This window comes from Streptomyces sp. NBC_00654 (genome assembly GCF_026341775.1).
Classification (GTDB): domain Bacteria; phylum Actinomycetota; class Actinomycetes; order Streptomycetales; family Streptomycetaceae; genus Streptomyces.
Window position 1 is genome coordinate 1,680,726 of the sequence record NZ_JAPEOB010000001.1, and the last position, 23,544, is coordinate 1,704,269.

20 protein-coding genes and 1 pseudogene are annotated in these 23,544 nt (G+C 72.0%); 14 read left to right on the top strand and 7 right to left on the bottom strand.

The window, feature by feature from the left end; translation table 11 throughout:
* The first annotated feature begins 73 nt into the window (after positions 1-73).
* Positions 74-829, top strand: coding sequence for a ferritin-like fold-containing protein (locus tag OHA98_RS07370; RefSeq protein WP_266923563.1), 756 nt, complete (start codon positions 74-76; stop codon positions 827-829).
* Positions 830-891: 62 nt separating this feature from the next.
* Here OHA98_RS07370 and OHA98_RS07375 read toward each other — a convergent pair whose 3' ends face one another.
* From OHA98_RS07375 to OHA98_RS07390, 4 genes are all read right to left on the bottom strand, one after another.
* Positions 892-1,164, bottom strand: a complete 273-nt coding sequence (locus tag OHA98_RS07375) for a hypothetical protein (protein WP_266923565.1) — start codon at positions 1,162-1,164, stop codon at positions 892-894.
* 288 nt (positions 1,165-1,452) lie between these two features.
* On the bottom strand, positions 1,453-1,680 hold the full coding sequence (locus OHA98_RS07380) for a DUF3107 domain-containing protein (protein WP_073717986.1): 228 nt from the start codon (positions 1,678-1,680) through the stop codon (positions 1,453-1,455).
* Between the two features lie 135 nt (positions 1,681-1,815).
* Positions 1,816-2,457: a TetR/AcrR family transcriptional regulator gene (locus OHA98_RS07385; protein WP_266923567.1), complete on the bottom strand. Its 642-nt coding sequence runs from the start codon at positions 2,455-2,457 to the stop codon at positions 1,816-1,818.
* Between the two features lie 169 nt (positions 2,458-2,626).
* A complete protein-coding gene (locus OHA98_RS07390; RefSeq protein ID WP_266923568.1) occupies positions 2,627-2,842 on the bottom strand; it encodes a hypothetical protein in 216 nt (71 codons plus the stop codon).
* 111 nt (positions 2,843-2,953) lie between these two features.
* Here OHA98_RS07390 and OHA98_RS07395 point away from each other — a divergent pair, with 111 nt between their 5' ends.
* The 12 genes and pseudogenes from OHA98_RS07395 (at position 2,954) to moeZ (ending at position 16,150) form a co-directional block, all read left to right on the top strand.
* Positions 2,954-3,919, top strand: coding sequence for an alpha/beta fold hydrolase (locus OHA98_RS07395; protein WP_266923570.1), 966 nt, complete (start codon positions 2,954-2,956; stop codon positions 3,917-3,919).
* On the top strand, positions 3,904-5,388 hold the full coding sequence (locus OHA98_RS07400) for a DUF3152 domain-containing protein (RefSeq protein ID WP_266923572.1): 1,485 nt from the start codon (positions 3,904-3,906) through the stop codon (positions 5,386-5,388). The genes OHA98_RS07395 and OHA98_RS07400 overlap by 16 nt, the downstream gene beginning before the upstream one ends.
* 78 nt (positions 5,389-5,466) lie before the next feature.
* On the top strand, positions 5,467-5,562 hold the full coding sequence (locus OHA98_RS42630; RefSeq protein ID WP_323179525.1) for an Ms4533A family Cys-rich leader peptide: 96 nt from the start codon (positions 5,467-5,469) through the stop codon (positions 5,560-5,562).
* A gap of 248 nt (positions 5,563-5,810) precedes the next feature.
* Complete coding sequence (locus OHA98_RS07405) at positions 5,811-7,535, top strand: ABC transporter substrate-binding protein (protein WP_266923573.1); 1,725 nt, start codon at positions 5,811-5,813, stop codon at positions 7,533-7,535.
* Between the two features lie 2 nt (positions 7,536-7,537).
* Positions 7,538-8,632 (top strand): ABC transporter permease, encoded by a 1,095-nt coding sequence (locus OHA98_RS07410; RefSeq protein WP_266923575.1) that lies wholly within the window; start codon positions 7,538-7,540, stop codon positions 8,630-8,632.
* Positions 8,629-9,618: an ABC transporter permease gene (locus tag OHA98_RS07415; protein WP_266923577.1), complete on the top strand. Its 990-nt coding sequence runs from the start codon at positions 8,629-8,631 to the stop codon at positions 9,616-9,618. The genes OHA98_RS07410 and OHA98_RS07415 overlap by 4 nt, the downstream gene beginning before the upstream one ends.
* Positions 9,615-11,336, top strand: coding sequence for an ABC transporter ATP-binding protein (locus tag OHA98_RS07420; RefSeq protein ID WP_266923578.1), 1,722 nt, complete (start codon positions 9,615-9,617; stop codon positions 11,334-11,336). The genes OHA98_RS07415 and OHA98_RS07420 overlap by 4 nt, the downstream gene beginning before the upstream one ends.
* 190 nt (positions 11,337-11,526) lie before the next feature.
* Positions 11,527-12,465: pseudogene (locus OHA98_RS07425) on the top strand (DUF3492 domain-containing protein); the annotation flags it as partial.
* A 68-nt stretch (positions 12,466-12,533) separates the two neighbouring features.
* Positions 12,534-12,962, top strand: coding sequence for a hypothetical protein (locus OHA98_RS07430; RefSeq protein ID WP_266923580.1), 429 nt, complete (start codon positions 12,534-12,536; stop codon positions 12,960-12,962).
* 146 nt (positions 12,963-13,108) lie between these two features.
* Positions 13,109-14,074, top strand: a complete 966-nt coding sequence (locus OHA98_RS07435) for an NAD(P)-dependent oxidoreductase (protein WP_266923582.1) — start codon at positions 13,109-13,111, stop codon at positions 14,072-14,074.
* Positions 14,062-14,886, top strand: a complete 825-nt coding sequence (locus OHA98_RS07440; protein WP_266923584.1) for a spherulation-specific family 4 protein — start codon at positions 14,062-14,064, stop codon at positions 14,884-14,886. The genes OHA98_RS07435 and OHA98_RS07440 overlap by 13 nt, the downstream gene beginning before the upstream one ends.
* A gap of 85 nt (positions 14,887-14,971) precedes the next feature.
* Complete coding sequence (gene moeZ, locus OHA98_RS07445; protein WP_266923586.1) at positions 14,972-16,150, top strand: adenylyltransferase/sulfurtransferase MoeZ; 1,179 nt, start codon at positions 14,972-14,974, stop codon at positions 16,148-16,150.
* Between the two features lie 110 nt (positions 16,151-16,260).
* Here moeZ and OHA98_RS07450 read toward each other — a convergent pair whose 3' ends face one another.
* From OHA98_RS07450 to OHA98_RS07460, 3 genes are all read right to left on the bottom strand, one after another.
* The gene (locus tag OHA98_RS07450) at positions 16,261-17,850 is read right to left on the bottom strand and encodes an alpha/beta hydrolase (protein WP_266923588.1); all 1,590 of its coding nucleotides are present in this window, start codon (positions 17,848-17,850) and stop codon (positions 16,261-16,263) included.
* Between the two features lie 101 nt (positions 17,851-17,951).
* Positions 17,952-19,550, bottom strand: coding sequence for an alpha/beta hydrolase (locus tag OHA98_RS07455; RefSeq protein ID WP_266923590.1), 1,599 nt, complete (start codon positions 19,548-19,550; stop codon positions 17,952-17,954).
* 241 nt (positions 19,551-19,791) lie between these two features.
* Positions 19,792-22,611 carry a lysylphosphatidylglycerol synthase transmembrane domain-containing protein gene (locus OHA98_RS07460; RefSeq protein ID WP_266923591.1) on the bottom strand — a complete coding sequence of 940 codons (2,820 nt, stop codon included), beginning with the start codon at positions 22,609-22,611 and terminating at the stop codon, positions 19,792-19,794.
* 221 nt (positions 22,612-22,832) lie between these two features.
* On the opposite strand from OHA98_RS07460, the gene OHA98_RS07465 reads away from it, so the two are divergent.
* The gene (locus tag OHA98_RS07465) at positions 22,833-23,321 is read left to right on the top strand and encodes an MGMT family protein (RefSeq protein WP_323179526.1); all 489 of its coding nucleotides are present in this window, start codon (positions 22,833-22,835) and stop codon (positions 23,319-23,321) included.
* Positions 23,322-23,544 lie beyond the last annotated feature (223 nt).

Consider the following 23,544-nt stretch of genomic DNA (forward strand, 5'->3'; position numbering starts at 1 on the left):
TCATCGGAACGGTGTGATGTCCGTCGTCGGCCGGGCCTCTCGGCACTCCGCCGAGCGGGCTATTGTGCGCTCCATGGAGACGCCTGACAACGCCGCTGAACCCGCCAACGAAGCGCCCGAATCCCCCGCACCCACCGGAATCGCCGCCCAGGACTGGGCCACCGCGTCCGCCGAGCCGCAGTACCGCGCCGCGGTCGTGGATCTGCTCGGCGCACTCGCCTACGGCGAGCTGGCGGCCTTCGAGCGGCTGGCCGAGGACGCCAAACTCGCACCGACTCTCGGTGACAAGGCGGAACTGGCGAAGATGGCCTCCGCCGAATTCCATCATTTCGAGCAGCTGACGGACCGGCTCACCGCCATCGAGACGGACCCGACCGCCGCGATGGAGCCGTTCGCCAAGGCACTCGACGACTTCCACCGGCAGACCGCGCCGTCGGACTGGCTGGAGGGCCTGGTCAAGGCGTACGTGGGTGACTCGATCGCCAGTGACTTCTACCGCGAGGTCGCGGCCCGGCTCGACACCGACACCCGCTCGCTCGTCCTCGCGGTGCTCGACGACACGGGGCACGGGAACTTCGCGGTCGAGAAGGTGCGCGCCGCGATCGAGGCCGAACCGCGGGTCGGCGGCCGGCTCGCGCTGTGGGCCCGCCGGCTGATGGGCGAGGCGCTCTCCCAGGCCCAGCGGGTGGTCGCCGACCGGGACGCCCTGTCGACGATGCTCGTGGGCGGTGTGGCGGACGGTTTCGACCTGGCCGAGGTCGGACGGATGTTCTCCAGGATCACCGAGGCCCACACCAAGCGCATGGCCGCGCTGGGCCTGGCCGCGTAACCCGCCGGACCCGGCGGTCCCGCCCCGGCCCGGCGGTCCCGCCGCACCGTCGGGTGGCCGGGCTACTGGGCCGCCGCCGCCCGGCCGAGGCGGCGGCCGCGCGGCCGGATCAGCAGGGACAGGGTCACCGCCCCGACGAGCACCGCGCCGGTCAGGGTCGCCAGGACATGGCCGGAGCCCAGCGCCGTGTGGGTCAGATAGGCGCCGAACAGGGCGCCCAACGCGCCGGTGAGGAACACGGGACGGCCGGACGGCAGACGGCCGGGCAGTGAGCGGAGCGCCGCCCAGGAAAGGGCGAGTCCGAGCACGACGGAGCCGAAGGTTTCCCAGATCACAGAGGATCACCTCGCGGGGGTGTGCGGGGCGGGTAAGTCGGTCGAGGCGGTACTACCCGTGGGTCACCGGGCGCAACCCTCCCGCGAGCTGCGGAAACCCGGCCGAGCGCACCCGGCTCCGTGGGGCCCGGGGAAGCGGTCCCGGGAGCGGGGGACAGGGGCCGGGGGAGTGCGGGGAAGCGGCCCGGGAAAGCAGCCCGGGAACACGGGGAAGCAGCCCGGGAACATGAAGAAGCGGTCCGGCGGGATTCCCGCCGGACCGCTTCCCCGTTCACTGCGTCGTGTCGGCTACAGCGCGCCGAACCCCACACGCCGGGTGCTGGGCTCGCCGATCTCCACGTACGCGATCCGGTCGGCCGGCACCAGGACCTTGCGGCCCTTGTCGTCCGTGAGGCTGAGCAGCTGCGCCTTGCCGTTGAGAGCTTCGGCGACCGCGCTCTCGACGTCCTCGGCGGAAAGTCCGCTCTCCAGCACGATCTCGCGGGGCGTGTGCTGCACCCCGATCTTGACCTCCACGGCTATGTCCCTCCGACGGTCAGTCCCTGCGCGGTGAGCCGCGCCGTACGCAGCCACACTAGCCCGCAGGCGCCGGAGGTCATGGCCCGACCGGCAACGCCCGCAGCGAACACGGCCGGCGGCCGCCGCCGTCGGTCAGTGCTGATCGATGCCGTGCAGCGGGAAACCCGCGATGCCGCGCCAGGCGAGCGAGGTCAGGAGCTGGACCGCCGTGTCGCGCGGGATGCTGGACCCGCTGGAGAGCCAGTAGCGGGCCACCACCTGAGAGACACCGCCCAGGCCGACCGCGAGCAGCATGGACTCGTCCTTGGACAGTCCCGTGTCACCGGCGATGACGTCGGAGATGGCCTCCGCGCACTGGAGGGAGACCCGGTCGACCCGTTCGCGGACCGCGGGCTCATTGGTCAGGTCGGACTCGAAGACCAGCCGGAACGCGCCGCCCTCGTCCTCCACGTACGCGAAGTAGGCGTCCATCGTCGCCTCGACACGGAGCTTGTTGTCCGTCGTGGAGGCCAGCGCCGTGCGCACGGCCTGGAGCAGCGACTCGCAGTGCTGGTCGAGCAGGGCCAGATAGAGCTCCAGCTTGCCCGGGAAGTGCTGATAGAGCACCGGCTTGCTGACCCCGGCACGCTCGGCGATGTCGTCCATGGCCGCGGAGTGGTAGCCCTGCGCGACAAAGACCTCCTGCGCGGCCCCCAGCAGCTGATTGCGTCGGGCGCGGCGGGGCAGCCGGGTGCCCCGCGGGCGCGCTGCCTCTGTCTGCTCGATGGCTGTCACGCCGCCTCCCAAATTTGTGATCAAGCACAGCCGTTTCCGTACACGCTGCGCCGTACAGCCATCGTACTTTTCGGTAACCCGGGTGCGCGCGGCGCGGACGCAGAATTTCACGGACCGGACGACTGCGGTAGCCACAGAATCATCGAGTCAGGGAGCAAAGCGGGGCGAATTAGCGGTAATCGTCTTCGTCCTGTGCGACTGTCCGGCTCTGTTCCGCGGCATCCGCCTCATCGACGGTGTTCCGGTCGATGTCCGTCAGCGGTTCGTCGGTCCGCTGCTGGAGGTCGGTCCGCTGTTCGGCGGCGTCGGCTTCGGGGGTCTCCGGGCCCGGTGCGTCCGGCTGAATGTCCTCGAAGGTCTCCGGGTCGCTCGGGTCGACCGTCATGGTGGCTCCCTTCCTTCCCTTGAAGCGTAGGAGCAACCCTCCCGCGCCGCGATGTGTCCTGTGACCGCGAACACATGAATCAGCGCGTGATCGTCTCGTAACATTGCCCGCATGTCTTCGACCGAGCTGCCGGGTACCCGCGCCGCCGCCGCAGCGGTGGCCCCCACGGTCAGTGCCGTCAGGGTCGCGGAGGGCGAGAAACTGCGCTCCGTCTCGCTGCCGGGACTCAGCCTGACCGTCCGTGCCCGGCCGGCGCGGCGGGCCGGGCTGGCTCCGGCGCTCTATGTGCACGGGCTCGGCGGCTCCTCGCAGAACTGGTCGGCGCTGATGCCGCTGCTGGCCGACGTGGTCGACAGCGAGGCCGTCGACCTGCCCGGCTTCGGGGACTCGCCGCCGCCGGACGACGGCAACTACTCGGTGACCGGACACGCCCGTGCGGTGATCCGGCTGCTCGACGCGGGAGGGCGCGGCCCCGTCCATCTCTTCGGCAACTCCCTGGGCGGCGCGGTCGCCACCCGGGTCGCCGCCGTCCGCCCCGACCTGGTGCGCACCCTGACCCTCGTCTCGCCCGCGCTGCCCGAGATCCGGGTGCAGCGGCCCGCCGTGCCGACCGGGCTGCTGGCGAGCCCCGGAGTGGCCAGTCTGTTCTCCCGGCTCACCAGGGACTGGACGGCGGAGCAGCGCACGCGCGGGGTCATGGCACTCTGTTACGGCGATCCGGCGCGGATCTCCGAGGAGGGCTTCCGTCACGCGGTGGCCGAAATGGAGCGACGGCTGGAACTGCCGTACTTCTGGGACGCCATGTCGCGCTCCGCACGGGGCATCGTCGATGCCTATACGTTGGGCGGGCAGCACGGGCTGTGGCGCCAGGCCGAGCGGGTGCTCGCACCGACCCAGCTGGTGTACGGCGGACGGGACCGGCTCGTCTCGTACCGGATGGCACGCAGGGCGTCCGCGGCCTTCCGCGATTCGCGGCTGCTGGCACTGCCCGACGCCGGGCACGTGGCGATGATGGAGTACCCGGAGGCGGTCGCCCAGGCGTTCCGGGAACTGCTCGACGAATGTGGCGGGAGCTGATCCGGGGCGTGGGACGACACAGCCGAAAGGGCCCCGAGGCCACCCGTCCGGAGGCCCCGGCCGCACCGGACCCGGGCGGCGAGCGCGCGACACCCCGCTCCGCACCGGGCAGCGGGCGGCGCAGGCGGACGGCCCCCGGGCCGCCCGGGGGAGAGGGGCACACCCCGTTCCACGAGGCCCCGCAGGTCCGCGGCGGCCACCCCGAACACCGCGAACAGGGCGGCGGCTGGGGAACCGGACCGCAGCACCCGTGGTCCGAGGACCGGCAGATGCCGGGCCGGCCGGCCGTTCCGGGCCAGGGCGGACCGCCCCGCGGGTACGCCGGACCTCCCGGGTCCACGGCCCGTCAGGAGGCCGTGGCGCGCCAGGTCTCGGCCCAGCGGGCGGCGCAGCGCGCGGCCGACGGGCGCACGGCGGCGCGGCCCGCACCCGGCGGCACCCCGCTGATACCGGGCCCGCGCAGGGAGTTCGTCGACGCCTTCGACACCGTGGAACCCTCCGCCGCCCCGCCCCCCGGGATGCCGGGGGCGGTCGCCCCTCCCGCCGGCCCGCGCCTCCCGGACACCGACGGGCAGGACGGCCCCCGGGGTCCGTCCGGCACCGGGCGTCCGTCCGCCCCCCGGGGCGCCGGTGACCGCGGTGGCTCCCGGTCCGGCCGGGGCGGCATGGGCCGGACCGTCACCGGTATCGCCGCCGCGGCGGTGACCACCGTGCTCGCGGTCGTGGTGGCCGGACAGGTGGCCCAGGACGCCGAGGAGCGGTCGGGCACCCCGCGCACGGCAGGCGTGGACCGGGACGACGCCGGGGACACCTCGCGCTCCGACGCCAGGCCCGCCCCCAAGGCGGAAGAGGCGGCGGTGAAGCCCCTTTCGTACGCGGAAAAACTGGCCAAGCCCTATCCGCTCGATCCGAAACTGAAGGCGACCGGGAAATTCGACGCCGTTCCGGGGCTGGCGAAGGCGCCGGGCAAGGGGCATAAGTACCGCTATCGCATCGATGTGGAAAAGGGACTCGCGCTCGACGGCGGATTCTTTGCCGAGGTCGTTCAGAAAACGCTGAATGACGACCGGAGTTGGGCGCACGGCGGTGCGATGACATTCGAGCGGATTTCCTCCGGTGAACCGGACTTCGTGATAACTCTGGCCAGCCCCGGGACCACCGCCGACTGGTGCGCGAAATCCGAGCTGGATATCACCGTCGACAATGTCTCCTGCGACTCCGCCGCGACTCCCCGGGTCATGATCAACGCCTATCGGTGGGCGCAGGGCTCGTCCACCTACGGCCCGGACGCATTGCTGGCCTACCGTCAGATGCTGATCAATCACGAGGTCGGTCATCGTCTCGGCCATGACCACGAGAGCTGTGACACACCGGGCTCGCTGGCTCCCGTGATGCAGCAGCAGACGAAGTCCCTGAAAGTGGACGGGATCAAATGCAGGGCCAACCCGTGGGTGTACCCCGGCAGTTGATCCGCAAGGTCCACATTCTGAGATAGGCGTCTCATTCCGCGTTGACATCGCCGGGGCCGGTCGTTCATATTTCTCGGCATGTCACGCAACCTGGTCACCTCCGAGCGCGCCGCCATCGAGCTGGCGCTCATCGGCGTGGCCGGGCATTGCGTAGCCGACGTTCTCTGTCGCTGACGCCCGCCCGAGCGCGCGTCGACCCCTTCCTCCGTGAGCCCGTTCCGGGCTCCGCCGAGCCCGCCCGCGGGCTCCATGGATCGCCCCTGACCGCCGCGCCCGGCACCTTCCGCCCGTAGGCGCGGCTTTTCGGCATTCTCCGGCACTCCGGTGCCCCGGTATCCCCTCTCGCTGCCGCCTGCACGGGTCATTTTTCTGCTTTCTTCACACTCATCCTGTTTGCAGGACACCCGAGAGGTCATCTTCCGATGCGTCAACCGTCCGTCATATCGCGCCGCGTGGCAGCGGCAGCCGTGGGTCTCGTACTGGCTGCGGGTGCCGCGGCCTGCGGGCCCGAGGACAGCAAGGGCGGCGACGGCAGCTCCGGCGCCGAGGGCAAGCCGCAGAAGGGCGGCACCCTCACCGTCCTCAACAGCAACCCGCAGCAGGACTTCGACCCCGCGCGGCTCTACACCTCCGGCGGCGGCAACGTCCCCTCGCTCGTCTTCCGCACGCTCACCACCCGCAACCGCGAGGACGGCGCGGAGGGTGCGAAGGTCGTCCCCGACCTGGCCACCGACCTGGGCACGCCCAGCAAGGACGCCACCGTCTGGACGTACACCCTCAAGGACGGCCTCAAGTACGAGGACGGCACCGCGATCACCTCCGCGGACATCAAGTACGGCATCGAACGCTCCTTCGCCGCCGAACTCTCCGGAGGCGCCCCGTACCTGCGGGACTGGCTCATCGGCGGGGCCGACTACCAGGGCCCGTACAAGGACAAGAAGGGCCTCGACTCCATCGAGGTGCCCGACGCGAAGACCATCGTCTTCCACCTCAACAAGCCCGAGGGCGAATTCCCCTACCTCGCCACGCAGACCCAGACGACCCCGGTGCCCGAGGCCGGGGACAAGGGCACCAAGTACGAGGAGCACCCCGTCTCCTCGGGGCCGTACAAGGTCGTCAGCAACGAGAACGACGGCGAGCGGCTCATCCTGGAGCGCAACCCGCACTGGTCGGCCGGCACCGACGAGGAGCGCAAGGCCTACCCCGACCGGATCGACGTACGCTCCGGGCTCGACTCCGCCGTCATCAACCAGCGGCTCTCCGCCTCCCAGGGCGCCGACGCCGCGGCCGTCACCACCGACACCAACCTCGGCCCGGCCGAACTCGCCAAGGTCACCGGCGACAAGAAGCTCGCCGACCGCGTCGGCACCGGACACTTCGGCTACACCAACTACATCGCCTTCAACCCGAAGGTGAAGCCGTTCGACAACCCGAAGGTGCGCCAGGCGATCTCGTACGCCGTCGACCGCTCCTCCGTGGTCAACGCGGCGGGCGGCTCCTCGCTCGCCGAGCCCGCCACCACCTACCTGCCGAACCAGAAGTCCTTCGGCTACACGCCCTACGACCACTTCCCGGCAGGGAGGACGGGCAACGCCGAGAAGGCCCGGGAGCTGCTGAAGGAGGCCGGTTACGCCAAGGGGCTGACCGTCACCCTGACCCACTCCAACGACAAGGACTTCGAGACCAGCCCGGAGATCGCCACCGCCCTCCAGGCCGCGCTGAAGAAGGCGGGCATCACGGTCGAGCTCCAGGGGCTGGAGAGCAACGACTACTCCGACACCACCCAGAGCGCCACCAAGGAGCCCGGCTTCTTCCTCGCCCACTGGGGAGCCGACTGGCCCTCCGGCGGCCCGTTCCTCGCCCCGATCTTCGACGGCCGGCAGATCGTCGAGGACGGCGCCAACTTCAACTCCGGCTTCCTGAACGACCCGGCGGTCAACAAGGAGATCGACGAGATCAACAAGCTCACCGATCTGAGCGCCGCCGCCGAGCGCTGGGGCGCCCTCGACAAGAAGATCGGTGAGCAGGCGCTGACCGTGCCGCTCTTCCACCCGGTCTACAAGCGGCTCGTCGGGCAGGACATCAAGAACGTCGTCATCAGCGACTGGACCGGCGTCCTCGACATCTCCCAGGTCGCGGTCAAGTAGCCATGTCGCAAGCACTTCTGGTCCAGGAGGCGGGAGCGGCGGCCGCCGCCCCCGCCTCGGGGGCCCGGCTGTTCTGGCGGAGGCTGCGCGCCCAGCGCGCGGCCACCGCCGCGGCGGTCGTGGTCCTCCTGCTCGTCCTGGTCGCACTCGCCGCGCCGCTGCTCACCGCGCTGGCGGGCCAGGACCCCAACACCTACCACCCCGACCTCGTCGACTCGGCGGCCGGCGGAGTGCCCATCGGCCCGTTCGGCGGCATCAGCGCGGATCACTGGCTCGGTGTCGAACCCCAGACCGGCCGCGACCTGTTCGCCCGTATCGTCCACGGAGCCCGGGTCTCGCTCGGCGTCGCCGTCGTCGCCACGGTCCTCCAGATCGCGATCGGCCTGGTCGTCGGCCTCGCCGCGGCCCTCGGCAGCCGCTGGGTCGACCAGGTCCTCAGCCGCATCACCGATATCAACGTCGCCCTGCCGATCATGGTCATCGCGCTGGCGCTCCTCGCGATCGTCCCGGAGACCTTCCCCCGCCCCGTACTGATCGCCCTGGTCATCGGCGGGATCAACTGGGCGGGTACGTCGAAGATCGTGCGGGCCCAGGCCCTCGCCCTGAAGTCCCTCGACTTCGTCTCGGCGGCCCGGCTCAGCGGCAGGGGCAAGTGGAGCATCGCCCGGCGCGAGCTGCTGCCCGCGCTGGCCGCGCCCGTCATCACGTACGCCGCGCTGATGTTCCCCACCAACATCGTCGTCGAGGCGGCCCTGTCCTTCCTCGGCGTCGGCATCAAACCGCCCACACCCTCCTGGGGACAGATGCTCACCGAGGCCGACACCTGGTACCAGGCGGCGCCCACCTATCTCCTGCTCCCCGCCGGACTGCTCTTCGTCACCGTGCTCGCGCTGACCGTTCTCGGCGAGGGCGTCCGTACGGCGCTCGACCCGCGCGCCGCGTCCCGGCTGCGGATCGGCACCGGACGCGGGGAAGCGAAGAAGGCCGAGGCGGCGAAGTCCGTGACGGTGACGCGGCCGGCGAAGGCGGCTGAGGCGGAGAAGCCCGCCGAGCCCGTCGCGCCCGCCGGGGGACACCCTGAGGAGGACCGGGGATGACCGGATTTCTGCTGCGGCGGCTCGGGGGAGCCGTCTTCGTCCTTCTCTCGCTCACCGTCATCCTGTACGCGATCTTCTACGTCGCCCCCGGCGATGTCGCCCAGATCGCCTGCGGGCCGCGCTGCTCACCCGCCCAGGTCGCCCAGGTCACCGAGCAGCTGCGGCTGGACGACCCGGTGTACGTGCAGTACTGGCACTTCCTCCAGGGCATCGTCGCCGGACGCGACTTCTCCACCGGCACCGGCGTCGAGCACTGCTCCGCGCCCTGCCTCGGAGTCTCGTACCAGAGCGACCAGCAGGTCACCCGGCTGATCCTGGCCAAGCTGCCGGTCACCGCCTCCGTCGTGATCGGCGCCTTCGTGGGCTGGGTCCTGCTCGGCGTCGGCACCGGGGTGCTGTCCGCCTGGCGGCGGGGCCGGATCACCGAGCGGGTGCTGACCTGGCTGACCCTGGCCGGCACCGCCACGCCCGTCTTCGTCATCGGGCTGCTGCTCATCATCGTCTTCTGCTCCACGCTCCAGTGGCTGCCGTCGCCGACGTACGTACCGTTCACGGAGGACCCCGAACAGTGGGCCTGGGGACTCCTGCTGCCCTGGGTGTCGCTGGCTCTGATCGAGTCCGCCAAATACGCCCGGCTGACCAGGAGCTCCATGCTGGAGACGCTCGCCGAGGACCATGTGCGCACGTTCCGCGCGTACGGCGTCGGTGAGCGCGCCATCATCGGGCGGCACGCGCTGCGCGGTGCGCTCGCACCCGTGATCGCGCTCAGCGCGCTCGACTTCGGTTCGATGTTCGGCGGTGCGGTCCTGACCGAGTCGCTCTTCGGCATCCCCGGCATCGGGCGCGAGATGGTGCACGCCGTCAAGGTCGTCGACCTGCCCGTCGTCGTCGGGATGGTGCTGGTGACCGGCTTCTTCGTGGTGCTCGCCAATGCCGTCGCGGACGTCCTGTACGCGCTGGCCGACCGACGGGTGGTCCTGTCATGACATCTCCCTCCCCACTGGTCGAGGTCAGGGACCTCACCATCGACTTCGGTGACGTGCGGGCGGTGGACGGGCTCTCGTTCGGTCTGGAGGCGGGCGGCGCGCTCGGCGTCGTCGGCGAGTCCGGCTCCGGCAAGAGCGCGTCCGCGTACGCCCTGCTCGGACTGCACCGGGGCACGGGCGCGCGGGTCGGCGGTTCGATCCGTGTCGCCGGTACGGACGTGGGCGCCGCGGACGATGCCGCGCTGCGGGCGCTGCGGGGCGCGAAGGCCGCCATGGTCTTCCAGGACCCGCTGTCCTCGCTCGACCCGTACTACACGGTCGGTGACCAGATCGCCGAGGTGTACCGGGTGCACAACTCCGTCTCCGGGCGCGCCGCCCGCGCCCGCGCCGTCGAGGTGCTGGACCGGGTCGGCATCCCGGACGCGGCACGCCGGGCCCGCTCCCGGCCGCACGAGTTCTCCGGCGGCATGCGGCAGCGGGCGCTCATCGCGATGGCACTGGCCTGCGAACCGCGGCTCCTGATCGCGGACGAGCCGACCACCGCCCTGGACGTGACCGTGCAGGCCCAGATCCTGGACCTGCTGCACGGGCTGCGGCACGAGACGGGCATGGGCCTGCTGCTGGTCACCCATGACGTGGGGGTGGCGGCGGAGAGCGTCGACGAGGTGCTCGTCATGCGGGCGGGCCGCGAGGTCGAACGCGGCCCGGTCGCCGAGGTGCTGGGCGCCCCGCGCGAGCCGTACACCAGGGAACTGCTCGCGGCGGTCCCGAGGATCGACGTGAAGCGGGTGGCGCCCGCCGGGGTGCCCGTGCCCGTCGCGGCGGCCGGGTCCGGTTCGGTGGCCGCGCCTGTCGCGGTGCCCGTGCCGCGCGACGGGGCGGCCGACGCCGTAGTCGGCGCGCCGCCGCTGCTCGAAGCGGTGGATCTGCGGCGCGAGTTCGGCCGCGGGCGCGCCCGGGTCACCGCCGTGGACGGGGTCTCGCTCACCGTGCACGCCGGGCGGACGCTCGGCATCGTCGGTGAGAGCGGCAGTGGCAAGACGACGCTGGGACGGATGCTGGTGCGGCTGCTCGATCCGACGGCGGGCCGGCTCCGTTACGGGGGTACGGAGATCGGCTCGCTCTCCGAGAAGGGCCTGCGGCCGCTGCGCCGCGAGCTCCAGATGGTCTTCCAGGACCCCGTCGCCTCGCTCAACCCGCGCCGCTCGATCGGTGAATCCGTCGCCGACCCGCTCCGGGCGGCGGGGGAGCGTGACGAGACCCGCATCCGGGACCGGGTGGGCGAGCTGCTGGAGCGCGTGGGCCTGGACCCCGGCCGGTACGAACGCTATCCGCACGAGTTCAGCGGCGGACAGCGCCAGCGCGTCGGGATCGCCCGCGCGCTGGCCGCCGAACCCCGGCTGATCGTCTGCGACGAACCGGTCTCCGCGCTCGATGTCACCACCCAGGCGCAGGTCATCGCGCTCCTGGCCGAGCTCCAGCGCGAGCTGGGCATCGGCATGGTCTTCATCGCGCACGACCTCGCGGTCGTCCGGCAGGTCAGCGACGAGGTCGCGGTGATGCGCCAGGGGGCCGTCGTCGAACAGGGATCTGTCGACGAGGTCTACGGTTCGCCCCGGCACCCGTACACGAAGCAGCTCCTGGCGGCCGTGCCGGCCCTCGATCCGGGGCTCGCGGCGGTGCGCAGGGCGGCCCGCAGAGAGCTGGCCGCCGCCTGACCCTGTGTAGCGAAGTGGACCCATAGCGCGACGGAACGCTGTCGGGCCGGGAAAGTTACGACGGTTCACCCCTTTCGGTGGTGCGACGGACAACCGTCCGTCGCGCCACCGGCGTATCCGCTTACGGTCGTCCCGCTGCGAGTCGCCATTCCAACGGCGGCTGCCCACAAGGGAGATCGGGGGTGTGCTCGTGCGGATCGGACTGCTCACCGACGGTGGTCATCCGTATGCGACCGGTGAGTCCAGGCTCTGGTGCGACCGGTTGGTGCGCGGTCTGCCCCAGCACGAGTTCGACCTCTTCGCGCTGAGCCGCGCCGCCCACCCGGAGGAGTGGGGCCGGGTCCGGCTCGTGACGGGGGGCCGGGGCTCGTACGGCAGGCGCGGGCGACGGCGCTTCACGGCGTACCTGACGGCGCTCGCCACGGCGGTCTGCGCGTCCGGCTCCGGTACGGACACGTCCGGCTCCGGCACGGGCGGCTCCGGTACGGGCGCCGGCGGCGGCTCCGGTACGGGCGGACCGACCCGCGCCCTGCGTTCGGAGACGACCGTACGCATCCTGGAATCGGCGTGCCGGGCCCGTGGTACCGGCCGGACCGTCCAGAGCGCCACCGACCGCGACCATCCGGCCTTCGCGGCCGAGCCGGAGCGGATCCCGCGCCCGCTCTCCCCCGACCGGTACGACCGGGAGAGCCTCGGCGCGGTCGACGTCTGCCACGCGGCCTCGGGCGGTGCCGCCGCTCTGCCGGGCCTCCTGGGCAAACGCTTCTTCGGGGTGCCGCTGCCGGTGACGGAGCACAGCGTGCCGCTACGGGCGCACTACCTGGCCGCTCCCGACGCCCCCTTCAGCGCGCTGGTGCACGCCCTGCTCGCGAACTACCACCGGCGGCCGGCCGCCGAGGTCTACCGGCAGGCCGAGACCATCACCCCGGGCAGCGCCGATGTGCGCCGCCGGCAGGAGCGGTGCGGAGCCGACAGCGCCGAGCTGCGCACGGTTCGCCCCGGCATGGCCGCCGACCGCTTCACGGACGTCGGGGAGGGCGACGACCGCGGCGGCCCGGACGCGCTGGTCCGGGTCGGCCGGATCGAGCCCGCCAAGGACCTGATCTCCCTGCTCCACGCGTTCGCCGAGGCGTGCCGCAGGACGGGGGGACGGCGATGCGTGACCACCTGACGGGCCACGACCACGGAGGTTTCCCGATGGGCCGACCGATCGAAGGGCACGGCGTCCGTGCGTCAACGGCAGCGACCGGCTCCGTCACCTCGGCGACCTCGGTCACCGCACTCTCCGATGTCTCCGAACCCCCGTGGAGCCTGTCGTCCGGCACGAACCCGCCGGACGGGGAGCAACCCGCGCCGCGGGCCCCCACATCGGGCTCGCCCCTGTCGAAGGCCCCTGCGGCGAAGGAGTCCGGAGCGGCCGAAGGCCCCGGGCCCGCGCCGCGCCGCCCCTCCCCCCGCCGTCCCGCAGACGTCCGCCGGGGACCCGCCGACCCCGTGAAGCCGCTCATGCGCCGGCACCGCGATCTGCGCGAACGCGCTGTCGACGCCCTGGAGATCGCCGCCCTGGGGCTGCTGATCCACGCCGCGGCCGCCCTCTCCCGGGCGTCTGCCCACACGAGGGTCTGACCACCCCACCGCACCACCGCACATTCCCGCGGAGCCGACGCCGCGGGCCCACCCCGCATCGCATGCAACTGCCCCAAGGAGACACCGGACATGACCGCCCAATACCCCGTACCGGCAGCCAGCCGTCGGCACCGAAGGGGTGCATGATGAGGGTGCTGCTGCTCGGAGCCAACGGATTCCTCGGCCGATTCGTCGCCGACCGCCTGCTCGCCGACCCCGCCGTCCACCTCACGGCACTCGGCCGGGGCGACGACGCGGACGTCCGGTTCGACCTCGCGGGCGGCAGCCCGGGAGCGCTCACCCGCTTCCTGGACGCCGTCCACCCCGGGGTCGTCGTCAACTGCGCGGGCGCCACCCGCGGCGGTGCCCGCGACCTGACCAGGCACAACACCGTCGCCGTCGCCACCGTCTGCGAGGCCCTGCGCCGCAGCGGCTGCGGGGCCAGGCTCGTCCAGGTCGGCTGCGCCTCCGAGTACGGGCCCTCGCAGCCAGGCTCCTCCACGGCCGAGGACGCCATCCCGCGCCCCGGCGGCCCGTACGGCGTCAGCAAACTCGCCGCCACCGAACTCGTCCTCGGTTCCGGTCTGGACGCCGTGGTGCTCAGAGTGTTCTCACCGGTCGGCCCCGGCACCCCGGCGGGCTCCCCGCTCGGCCGGCTCGCCGAGGCCATGCGCCGGGCCATGCAGTCCGGCGACGGTGAGCTCAAGCTCAGCGGCCTCGGTGTGCAGCGCGACTTCGTCGACGTACGGGACGTGGCGCGCGCCGTGCACGCCGCCTCGCTCTCCGCCGCCCAGGGCGTCGTCAACATCGGCACCGGGCGGGCCGTCCGGCTGCGCGACGCGGCCGCCGTCCTCGCCAGGGTCGCCGGGTACGCCGGCGCGCTCCACGAGCTGGACACGCCCCCGGCCCGCATCCCCATCGGCGCTCCCCGCGCCTCCACCGAATCCGTCGTCGAGCACCTCTCGGCCACCCCGTCCCCCTACCCCGACGGCTGCGGAGCCTGGCAGCAGGCCGATGTCCGCACCGCCCGGGACCGGCTCGGCTGGCGGCCGCGGATCAATCTGGAGGAGTCCCTCGCCGACATCTGGATGGAGGCGGCATGCCGTATCTGACGAGCACCGGAGCGGCCCGGCGGACGTGCGGCGGCGAACAGCTCGGCTTCGGTGTCCCCGGATACGCCCATCCGCTGCTCGCGCCCGCCGAATGGGCCGAGCTGGTCCGGCCGGGCACCCCGCTGCACTGGGCGGTCCTCAACATCGCCGGCGGGCCCGGCTCCCGGCCGGACCCGCACTGTCTGGAGGCCGCGGGCCGGCTCCGCAACGCCCGGGAGCGGGCGCTGCACGGCGAGGCCCCGGACGACCACGTCCGGGCCTCGGGCGGCAGGCTGCTCGGCCACCTCGACCTGGCCTTCGGCGACCGCCCGTTCGACGAGCTGATCGCCGACGCGCGGTCCTTCCTCGACTGGTACCGGGTCGGCGGCTTCTATCTCGACCGGTGTCCGGCCGAGCGCGCCGGCCTCCCGGCGGTCCGGCGGCTCACCAGCACCCTGCACGCGCTGCTGGAGGGGAGCGACAGCGTGGACGAGGGCGGACATCTCGTCCTGGGCCATGGCACCCACCCGTATCCCGGGTACGCCGAGACCGCCGACCAGCTCGTCACCTTCCGCGGCCGGTGGGCCGACTACCGCTGGTCGCAGGTGGCCCAGTGGACCGCCGACTACCCGCCGGACCGTTTCGCGCACTTCGTCCACGGCGTCCCGCGCACCCATCTGGAAGAGGCCATGCGCATCGCCCGCTGGCAGGGGGCCGGGACGATCTTTTTCACCGATCGGGACGGCCGGACCGGACAAAGCGATCCATTTGCGGCGCTGCCCAGTTACTGGGACGAAATCGTCTCGCGGATCGGACCTGGTATCTCGGAATGAGAGGGGGCGTGGCAGTGTTACCGGAAGAACAACCGTACGTAGATGAAGTACGTAGAATCCGACCACCTGCATTGTTGAGGTTCCTGTGTCGCTGCCACCCCTGGTCGAGCCAGCTGCTGAGCTCACCGTCGACGAGGTCCGCAGGTACTCCCGCCACCTGATCATCCCGGATGTCGGGATGGACGGACAGAAGCGCCTGAAGAACGCGAAGGTGCTCTGTGTGGGCGCCGGCGGTCTCGGCTCACCGGCCCTGATGTATCTGGCCGCGGCGGGCGTCGGGACGCTCGGCATCGTGGAGTTCGACGAGGTCGACGAGTCGAACCTGCAGCGCCAGATCATCCACAGCCAGGCCGACATCGGCCGGTCCAAGGCGCAGTCCGCCAAGGACTCGGTGCTGGGCATCAACCCGTATGTGAACGTCGTCCTTCACGAAGAGCGGCTCGAAGCCGAGAACGTGATGGAGATCTTCGCCCAGTACGACCTGATCGTGGACGGCACGGACAACTTCGCCACCCGCTATCTCGTCAACGACGCGGCCGTGCTGCTGAACAAGCCGTACGTGTGGGGCTCGATCTACCGCTTCGACGGCCAGGCGTCCGTGTTCTGGTCCGAGCACGGCCCCTGCTACCGCTGCCTCTACCCGGAGCCCCCGCCCCCCGGCATGGTCCCCTCCTGCGCCGAGGGCGGCGTGCTGGGCGTGCTCTGCGCGTCCATCGGCTCCATCCAGGTCAACGAGGCCATCAAGCTCCTCGCCGGCATCGGTGATCCGCTGGTCGGCCGCCTGATGATCTACGACGCCCTGGAGATGCAGTACCGCCAGGTGAAGGTCCGCAAGGACCCCGACTGCGCGGTCTGCGGCGAGAACCCCACCGTCACCGAGCTCATCGACTACGAGGCCTTCTGCGGCGTCGTGTCCGAGGAGGCCCAGGAGGCGGCGCTCGGCTCCACGATCACTCCCCAGCAGCTCAAGGAGTGGATCGACGCCGACGAGAAGATCGAGCTCATCGACGTCCGCGAGCCGAACGAGTACGAGATCGTCTCGATCCCGGGCGCCAAGCTGATCCCGAAGAACGAGTTCCTGATGGGCAGCGCCCTGACCGGCCTCCCGCAGGACAAGCGCATCGTCCTGCACTGCAAGACCGGTGTCCGCAGCGCGGAGGTCCTCGCGGTCCTCAAGTCGGCAGGCTTCGCCGACGCGGTGCACGTGGGCGGCGGCGTGATCGGCTGGGTCCACCAGATCGAGCCCGGGAAGCCGGTCTACTAGGGCGTCGTGAGCCAGGCGGGACTTTCGGCACACGCCCCAGAACACGGCTGAACTGCCGAAGGGGCCGGTCCGCATCGTGCGGACCGGCCCCTTCGTCCGTCTGTACGCCGTCAGGAGCAGGTCTTGCCGTCCGCCGGGACCTTCCCCTCCAGGAAGTACGTGTCCACGATCGAGGTCACGCACGCGCTCTCGCCGTACGCGCCGTGCCCCTCGCCCTTGTTGGTGACCATGATGCCGACGCCGGAACCCAGCTCGTCGGCCATCTTCCGCGCACCCTCGTACGGCGTCGCCGGGTCACCGGTCGTGCCGATCACCAGGATGGGACCCGCGCCCGGGGCACTCGCCTCCGGGGTGTCGTGCTCACCCTCGACCGGCCACTGGGCGCACCAGCCGGCGGTGTCCCAGGCGAGGAACGGGCCGAAGACCGGGGACAGTTCGCTGAACTCGGGCAGCAGCGCCCGGGCCTCGTCCGCTGTGGGCCGCGCCGTGGAGTCGGCACAGGAGATGGCCCGCTGCGAGTGGTTCTGGGTGTCGTAGTGCCCGTTCTCGTCACGGCCGTTGTACGAGTCGGCCAGCTGGAGCAGCCCGTTGCCCGTACGGCCGTTCTCGGCCTCGTCGAGCGCCTCCGTCAGATTCGGCCAGCTGCTGCGGGAGTAGAGCGGGGTCACGATGCCGGTGATGGCGAGCGACTCGTTGAGCATGCGGCCCGTGCTGGTCGGCAGCGGGTTCTTGTCGATCCGCTCCAGCAGCCGGGCGATCCGCTCGGTGCCCGCCTTCGGGTCCTGGCCCCGGTCCTTCAGGTAGTTCTCCAGGGCCCGCTGGAAGCCCGTCGCCTGGTTGCGGGCATGTCCGACCCCGTCGGCCGTCGGGTCGACGACCGCGTCCAGCACGGTGCGTCCCACCTTCTGGGGGAAGAGGTGCGCGTACGTCCCGCCGAGCTCCGTGCCGTACGACATGCCGAAGTAGGAGAGCTTCTTGTCGCCGAACACCTGCCGGATCACGTCCAGGTCGCGGGCGGCGTTCGTCGTCCCCACATGGGGCAGGACCTTGGCGGAGCGGCGCTCGCAGCCCGCGCCGAAGTCCGCGCCGTCCTTGATGAACGCCGCTTCCTCCGCCGCCGTGTCCGGGGTCATGTCGACGCTCCGGTAGGCCTGTTCCTGCTCCTTGTCGGTGCGGCAGTTCACCCCGGCGCTGGCCGCCACCCCACGCGGGTCGAAACTCACCAGGTCGTAGCGGGAGTTGAGGTTGCCGTACGCACTTGCGGCGCGCGGGAGTATGTCGACGCCGGAACCGCCGGGGCCGCCGAAGTTGAAGAGCATCGAGCCGAGCCGCCCGCTCTTGTTCCGGGCCTCCTTGCGGATCAGCGCGATGCCGATCGTCTCACCGGCCGGCTGCGCGTAGTCCAGCGGTACGTCCACCGTCGCGCACCGCCAGCCGGAACCGGGGGCGGTGCCGCCCGCGGGGGCCTTGCAGCGCTTCCAGTCCGGGAGCTGAGAGGTGAGGGACGCGGGCAGCGGGGGCGACTTCGGCGTCTGTGCCGGGGGAGCGGCGGCGGTGGCGGACGGTGAGCCGGGCCGTTCGGACGGCTTGGCGGAATCGGCCGGCTCCGGGCTCGCGGTGCAGCCTGCGAGGGCTCCCGCCGCCAGCAGGGCCGCCCCGGTCAGGGCCACCGCCCGATGAGTCCGTCCATGTACGCGCATGTGCTGGAATCCCTCCCCGAGGCCCGAAGGCGTGGGGGACGCGCCGGGCGGAACAGATGTGCGGCCATGCTAATCGCCCCGTCGGCACGGCGGTTCGGGCCTCAGCCGCACACCGTCCCCGCCGCCGGGACCCTGCCGTTCAGCAGATAGCCGTCGACCGCCCTCTGCACGCAGGCGTCGCCGCTGTTGTAGGCGCCGTGCCCCTCGCCCTCGTACGTCATCTGGATGCCGACGCCCTTGCCCAGTTCCTCGGCCATCGCCTTCGCCCCCTTGTACGGGGTCGCCGGGTCGCCGGTGTTGCCGATGACCAGGACGGGCCGCGCGCCCGGGGCGCTGACGTCCGGGGTGTCCCAGGCGCCCGCGACCGGCCAGCCGGTGCAGCCCAGCAGCCCCCAGCCCAGATAGTCGCCGAACACTGGGGAGACCTTGCGGTATTCGGGGAGCGCGGCCTTCGTCTGCTCCAGGGAGAACCGCTGCTTGGAGTCCGCGCAGCTGATGGCGGTGTTGGCGGCGCCCGAGTTGTCGTAATGACCTTCCTGGGAGCGGCCGTTGTACGAGTCGGCGAGCGCGAGGAGCAGTGCGCCGTCGCCGCCGTCCGCCTCGTCGAGGCCCTGTTCGAGCAGGGGCCAGGTCTCCTGGGAGTAGAGGGCGGAGGCGACGGCGGTGGTGGCCTGCGTCTGGGTCAGCTGCCGGTCGCCGAGGCCGTCGACCGGCTCCTTCTCCAACTGGCCGAGCAGATCGGCGATCCACTGCTCGACCTCCTTGCCGGTGGAACCGGGGAGCGCGCAGTCGTCGCGGCCGGCGCAGTCCGCCGTGAAGCTGTCGAAGGCGAGCTGGAAGCCCCTGGCCTGGGCGAGGGAGGACTGCGCGGAGTCCTGGGTGGGGTCGACCACCGCGTCCAGGACCGCCCGGCCGACGCGGTCGGGGAACAGGTGGGCGTAGACGCCGCCCAGCTCGGTGCCGTACGAGATGCCGAAGTAGTACAGCTGGTCGTCGCCGAGCACCTGGCGCATCAGATCCATGTCGCGGGCGGCGTTCGTCGTGCCGACGAAGGGGAGTTCGGCGCCCGAGTTCTTCTCGCAGTCCGCGATGTACGCCTTCTGGTCGTCGAGCAGTGCCTTCTCCTCGGCGGCGTCGTCGGGGGTGGCGTCCTTCTGGTTGCTGGCGTCGAGCGTCGCGTTGTCCGCGCATTCGACGCCCTCGCTGCGGCCGACCCCGCGCGGGTCGAAGCTCACCAGGTCGTAGCGGGTGCGGAGCTTCTCGTACTCGGTGCCGAAGGAGGGGAGCGTGGCGACGCCGGAGGCGCCGGGGCCGCCGAAGTTGAACAGGAGGGAGCCGATCCGGTTCTCCTGGTTCCTGGCCCTGCCCCGGACCAGTGCCAGCTCCAGTGTCTCGCCGTCGGGCTTCGCGTAGTCGCGCGGCGCGTCCATGAACGCGCACTCCCACACGGTGCCGCCGGGCAGCGGGGAGGGCGAGCCACCGCCGCCCTGAGCCTCGTTCGGGGGCGGACAGGGCTGCCAGTCGAGCTTCTGGGACGACAGCTTCTCCGCCGTCGAGGACGGTGAGGCGGTCGATGCCGTCGAGGGCTCGGACCGGTCCGTACCGCCGCTGTCGTCGCTGTCCGAGCAGGCGGCCAGGGGCAGCAGCACGGTGGCGGTGGCAGCGAGGGCGGCGGCACGCAGGGCGGGGGAAGTCCTCATGAGCCCATCGTGCGGCGGGGCACGGGGGAGCGCGCGGGGCGCGGTCCATGCGAGTGGCGCGGGTGATGCGGGTGGTGCGGGCCGGTCGTGCTCCGGCGGGTGGTGCGCCGTGGTGCGGGCCGGTCGCGTTCCGGCGGGTGGTGTGCCGTGGTGCGGGCGCGCGGGTGGTGCGGGCCGGTCGTGCTCCGGCGGGTGGCGCGGGGGCCGGCGGGTGGCGCGCGGGCCGCGGGGCGGAGTGTGTCTAGAGCTCGCCCTTGCGGGTCAGCTGGTTGAAGCAGATCCAGCCGGGCAGCACCGGCAGCCACAGCGTCATCACGCGGTACAGCAGCACCGCGGGTGCCGCGACCTCCTTCGGCAGGCCGACCGCGATCAGGCCCAGCGTCAGCGCACCCTCGACCGCGCCCATGCCGCCCGGGGTGGGCGCCGCCGACCCCAGGGCGTTCCCGGCGAGGAAGACCACCGCGATGCTCGCGTAACTGAGCTGGGGCACGTCGGGGCCGCTGAAGGCCCGGATCGACGCGTCCAGGCAGAGCACGAACAGGCCGGTCAGCAGCAGCATGCCGCCGATGCCGGTGAGCAGCTTCTGCGGGCGCTGCACGACGTCCAGCATGCGCGGGACGACTCCGGCGAACAGCGACCGCACCCGCGTCACCACGAACTTCCGCAGGAACGGGATCGCGGTCACCACCAGCACCAGCACCGCGACCGTGAGCAGCCCGGCGATGACCGTACGGGACGGGGTGAGGGAGTCCGGGGTCTTCTCGGTACCGGTCAGATAGCCGAACAGCGCCAGCAGCAGGATGTGGCAGCCGAGCCCGAACAACTGGGAGGCGCCGACACTCGCGACGGCCAGCCCGGGGCGCACCCCGGACCGTTGCAGGAAGCGGGTGTTCAGTGCCACACCGCCGACCGCCGCCGGAGCGACGATCTTCACGAACGAGCCGGCCACCTGTGCCAGCACGGTCTTGCCGAACGGCACCCGCTCCGGCACGAAGCCCAGCAGGCTCATCGCCGCCGCGACATAGCTGAGGGCCGAGAAGCCCAGGGCGGCCGCCACCCAGCCCCACTCCGCCTCCTCGACGACCGTGCCGAAGTCGGCCTGGGTGACCTGGGAGATCAGGAAGTACGCGGCGATGGAACCGGCGATGAAGCTGAGGAGGGTACGGGGCTTGATGCGTTCGAGGCGGACCGGTTCGACCGGTGCCTGCGGCCGGATCAGCAGCACCTCGCGGCGGATCTGGGTGAGCAGATCCTCCTCGCGGGCCTCCTCCAGCGCATCGTCGATGGCCCGCTTCTCGGCCTGCTTCTCGTTGCGCAGCGACTTGCGGTCCGCCTTGCGGTCACCGGCGGACGCCGCCGCCCCGCCGTCCGCCGCGGCCGCCGAGGCCTCGCCCGTACGCAGCTGCTTGGCCGCGTGGGAGGCCTCCAGCACCGCGTCGCGCTCGCGCTGCGAACGCTCCCGGGCGATCCTGCGCAGCGCCGCCCGGGTGGAGCGGCTCAGGGCGATCGGCTGGAGCAGGGGCAGTGAGTCGGCGACGGCGTCCGGCCCGAGCACGGCGAGTGCCCCGGCGACGGACCGCTCGGCGCCCACCCGCAGCCCGAGGGTGGTGAGCAGCTGGGCGACGTCCATGCGCAGGACCAGGTCCCCGGCCGCGATCTCACCGCCGCGCAGATCGGTGACGAACGCCTTGCCGTCGCGGTCCACCAGGATCGCGTCGCCGGTGAGCCTGCGGTGGGCGATCCGGCGGGACTGGAGGGCCTTCACCTGACGCCAGGCGCTGCGCACCAGGTCGTCGGTGATCTCCTCGTCCTCCATCGCGTCCAGGGAACGGCCGCCGATGTGCTCGTACACGAGCATCACCGCGTCGGGCCCCAGCTCGGAGGTGGCGATCAGCTTGGGCGCGTTGGCCCCGGCGGCGATCGCCGCGTAGGCGAGCAGCGCCTCCTGCTCCAGGGCCTGGCGCAGCGACTGGATGGACCGGCGCTGGGTGATGCCGCGCAGGGTGAGCCTGCGCCACACCCGGTAGAAGAACCCCTGGGCCTGCTGCTCACGGTCGACGACCGTCACATCGAGCGGCGGCCCGTCCTCCAGGGTGACCAGATAGCGCCGCCCCCGGTCGTTCTGGTCGGCGTTGTCGGGGGTGTCCTCGGCGCGCATCGCGGCGACCGGCCGGAAGCCGACATGGCGCAGACCCGCCATCAGGTGCTGCCCGGTCGGCCGCACATTGGGCGAGCCGACCGCGTACAGCGTGCCGTAGGCGACGGTCCAGCCGATCAGCACGGTGAGGATGATCGAGAACGGGGTGGTGTAGCCGCTGACCAGCATCGCGAACGCGTCCAGGAGCAGCACCACCCACAGCACGACCCGCCAGCGCGGCCGTCTCGCCATCCCGACCGCGGTCATATAGGCGATGACGGGGGCGAGGTAGCCGTGCACGGGATCGGTGAGGCCGTCACCCGGCTGTGGCTGGGTCAGCGCGTCCTGGATGGTGCCGGGGGCCGAACCGGAGACCCAGAGGTCGGTGGCGAGGGTGACGCCGTGGGCGAGCACGGCGGCGAGCACCCCGTCCGCGATGCGCAGGCCGTCACGTTTGACCAGGCGTTCGATGGCGAAGGCGACCGGGACGAGCAGCACGGCGATGCTGGACACCAGCCCGGCGATCTTGATCAGCAGATCGGGGGCCTGTTCCGTGCCCTTGGAGATGTCGTCCTCAAGGCCGGTGGTGGTGCCCTGGGCGAAGGCGGAGATGGTGAACAGGACGATGATCGCGAGGATCCCGACGAGGAGCCGCAGGAGGTCGGAGGGGCGGTGCACCCGGGCGGGCAGCAGCGGCTCGTCGCCGGAGACCCGGTCGGTCAGCTCCGCCCCGGCGCCGGCGAGGGTCGAACCGGCCAGGTGCTCCCGCTCCGGCTCCCGCTCCGGCTCCCGCTCGGTGGCAGGTGCCGGTGACAGTGCCGGAGCCGCGTCCGGGGCGGTGTCACGGGGGGTCTCCCCGGTGGTTCCCGGCGCGTCGGGGCGCGGCTCGGCATCAGAGGCGTCCGCCGCCTTCGGTGGCTGCACGCCCTGCTCCTTCGTCGCCTCTGAATGATCTTCGTGTTCTCGTATCACCGGTCACCGCCCGCATGATGGTGGCACGGCACGCAGACAGAGGGGGGCATCAGGGTGCATCGCGCAGGTGCGAGATGCGCAAGATACGCTCCTTTGTGCCTGCTCGCACGCTCCGTGTCCGGACGGACACGGATCCGGCGGCACTGTCGGTGGCGTACGGCAGGATGGAGCGGATGAGCCAGAACCGGATGAGCGAAGACGGGGCGGCCGGGGACGGGGCGGCCGGGGACCGGGAGGGCGGGCGCGCTTCCGGCGCCGCCCCGGCCGGTGCCGAGCTGCCGGAGTACGCGGAGCGGGTCCTCGACGTCGCCGACCTGATCCCGCCCGGCCGCGTCATGACGTACGGCGATATCGCGGAGTGGCTGGGTGACGGCGGCCCGCGGCAGGTCGGCCGGGTCATGGCGCTGTACGGCTCCGCGGTGCCGTGGTGGCGTGTGGTGCGGGCCGACGGGGCGCTGCTCCCCGGCCATGAACTGCGGGCGCTGGACCACTACCGCGAGGAGGGGACCCCGCTCCGCGAGGCGTCGCGCGGCGCCGCCGGGCATGTGCCGCGCCTCGACATGAGACGCGCGCGCTGGGACGGCGTGACCGGTGCGGCCGACGTCACCGGTACGGGCGACGAGGCCCACGGTGCGGGCAGGGGCGAGGAAGCTCACACCTGACAGCTTCCGCCATCCGGCCCTCCCAGCGGCGGTGCCGGGCCCGTACGGGAAACGCGTCGCCGTCACGGAACCGGCCGGTCCCGTGGGCCCGGACGGCTCCACCGGCCGTACGGACATCCCCCGTCCGATACGTGACGAGGGACGCAGCGGACTCGCTGCCTCCCGCGCCACCGCTGGCGTAGCGTCGTCAACGCGCGGCACGCTCCGCCCCTCTCCTCACCAG

What these genes read in the sequence shown, in the direction of transcription:
- OHA98_RS07370 (WP_266923563.1), top strand. Translation starts at nt 74, where the DNA reads ATGGAGACGCCTGACAACGCCGCTGAACCCGCCAACGAAGCGCCCGAA.
- OHA98_RS07390 (WP_266923568.1), bottom strand. Translation starts at nt 2,842, where the DNA reads ATGACGGTCGACCCGAGCGACCCGGAGACCTTCGAGGACATTCAGCCG.
- OHA98_RS07395 (WP_266923570.1), top strand. Translation starts at nt 2,954, where the DNA reads ATGTCTTCGACCGAGCTGCCGGGTACCCGCGCCGCCGCCGCAGCGGTG.
- OHA98_RS07400 (WP_266923572.1), top strand. Translation starts at nt 3,904, where the DNA reads ATGTGGCGGGAGCTGATCCGGGGCGTGGGACGACACAGCCGAAAGGGC.
- OHA98_RS42630 (WP_323179525.1), top strand. Translation starts at nt 5,467, where the DNA reads ATGTCACGCAACCTGGTCACCTCCGAGCGCGCCGCCATCGAGCTGGCG.
- OHA98_RS07405 (WP_266923573.1), top strand. Translation starts at nt 5,811, where the DNA reads ATGCGTCAACCGTCCGTCATATCGCGCCGCGTGGCAGCGGCAGCCGTG.
- OHA98_RS07410 (WP_266923575.1), top strand. Translation starts at nt 7,538, where the DNA reads ATGTCGCAAGCACTTCTGGTCCAGGAGGCGGGAGCGGCGGCCGCCGCC.
- OHA98_RS07415 (WP_266923577.1), top strand. Translation starts at nt 8,629, where the DNA reads ATGACCGGATTTCTGCTGCGGCGGCTCGGGGGAGCCGTCTTCGTCCTT.
- OHA98_RS07420 (WP_266923578.1), top strand. Translation starts at nt 9,615, where the DNA reads ATGACATCTCCCTCCCCACTGGTCGAGGTCAGGGACCTCACCATCGAC.
- OHA98_RS07430 (WP_266923580.1), top strand. Translation starts at nt 12,534, where the DNA reads ATGGGCCGACCGATCGAAGGGCACGGCGTCCGTGCGTCAACGGCAGCG.
- OHA98_RS07435 (WP_266923582.1), top strand. Translation starts at nt 13,109, where the DNA reads ATGAGGGTGCTGCTGCTCGGAGCCAACGGATTCCTCGGCCGATTCGTC.
- OHA98_RS07440 (WP_266923584.1), top strand. Translation starts at nt 14,062, where the DNA reads ATGCCGTATCTGACGAGCACCGGAGCGGCCCGGCGGACGTGCGGCGGC.
- OHA98_RS07450 (WP_266923588.1), bottom strand. Translation starts at nt 17,850, where the DNA reads ATGCGCGTACATGGACGGACTCATCGGGCGGTGGCCCTGACCGGGGCG.
- OHA98_RS07455 (WP_266923590.1), bottom strand. Translation starts at nt 19,550, where the DNA reads ATGAGGACTTCCCCCGCCCTGCGTGCCGCCGCCCTCGCTGCCACCGCC.
- OHA98_RS07465 (WP_323179526.1), top strand. Translation starts at nt 22,833, where the DNA reads ATGAGCCAGAACCGGATGAGCGAAGACGGGGCGGCCGGGGACGGGGCG.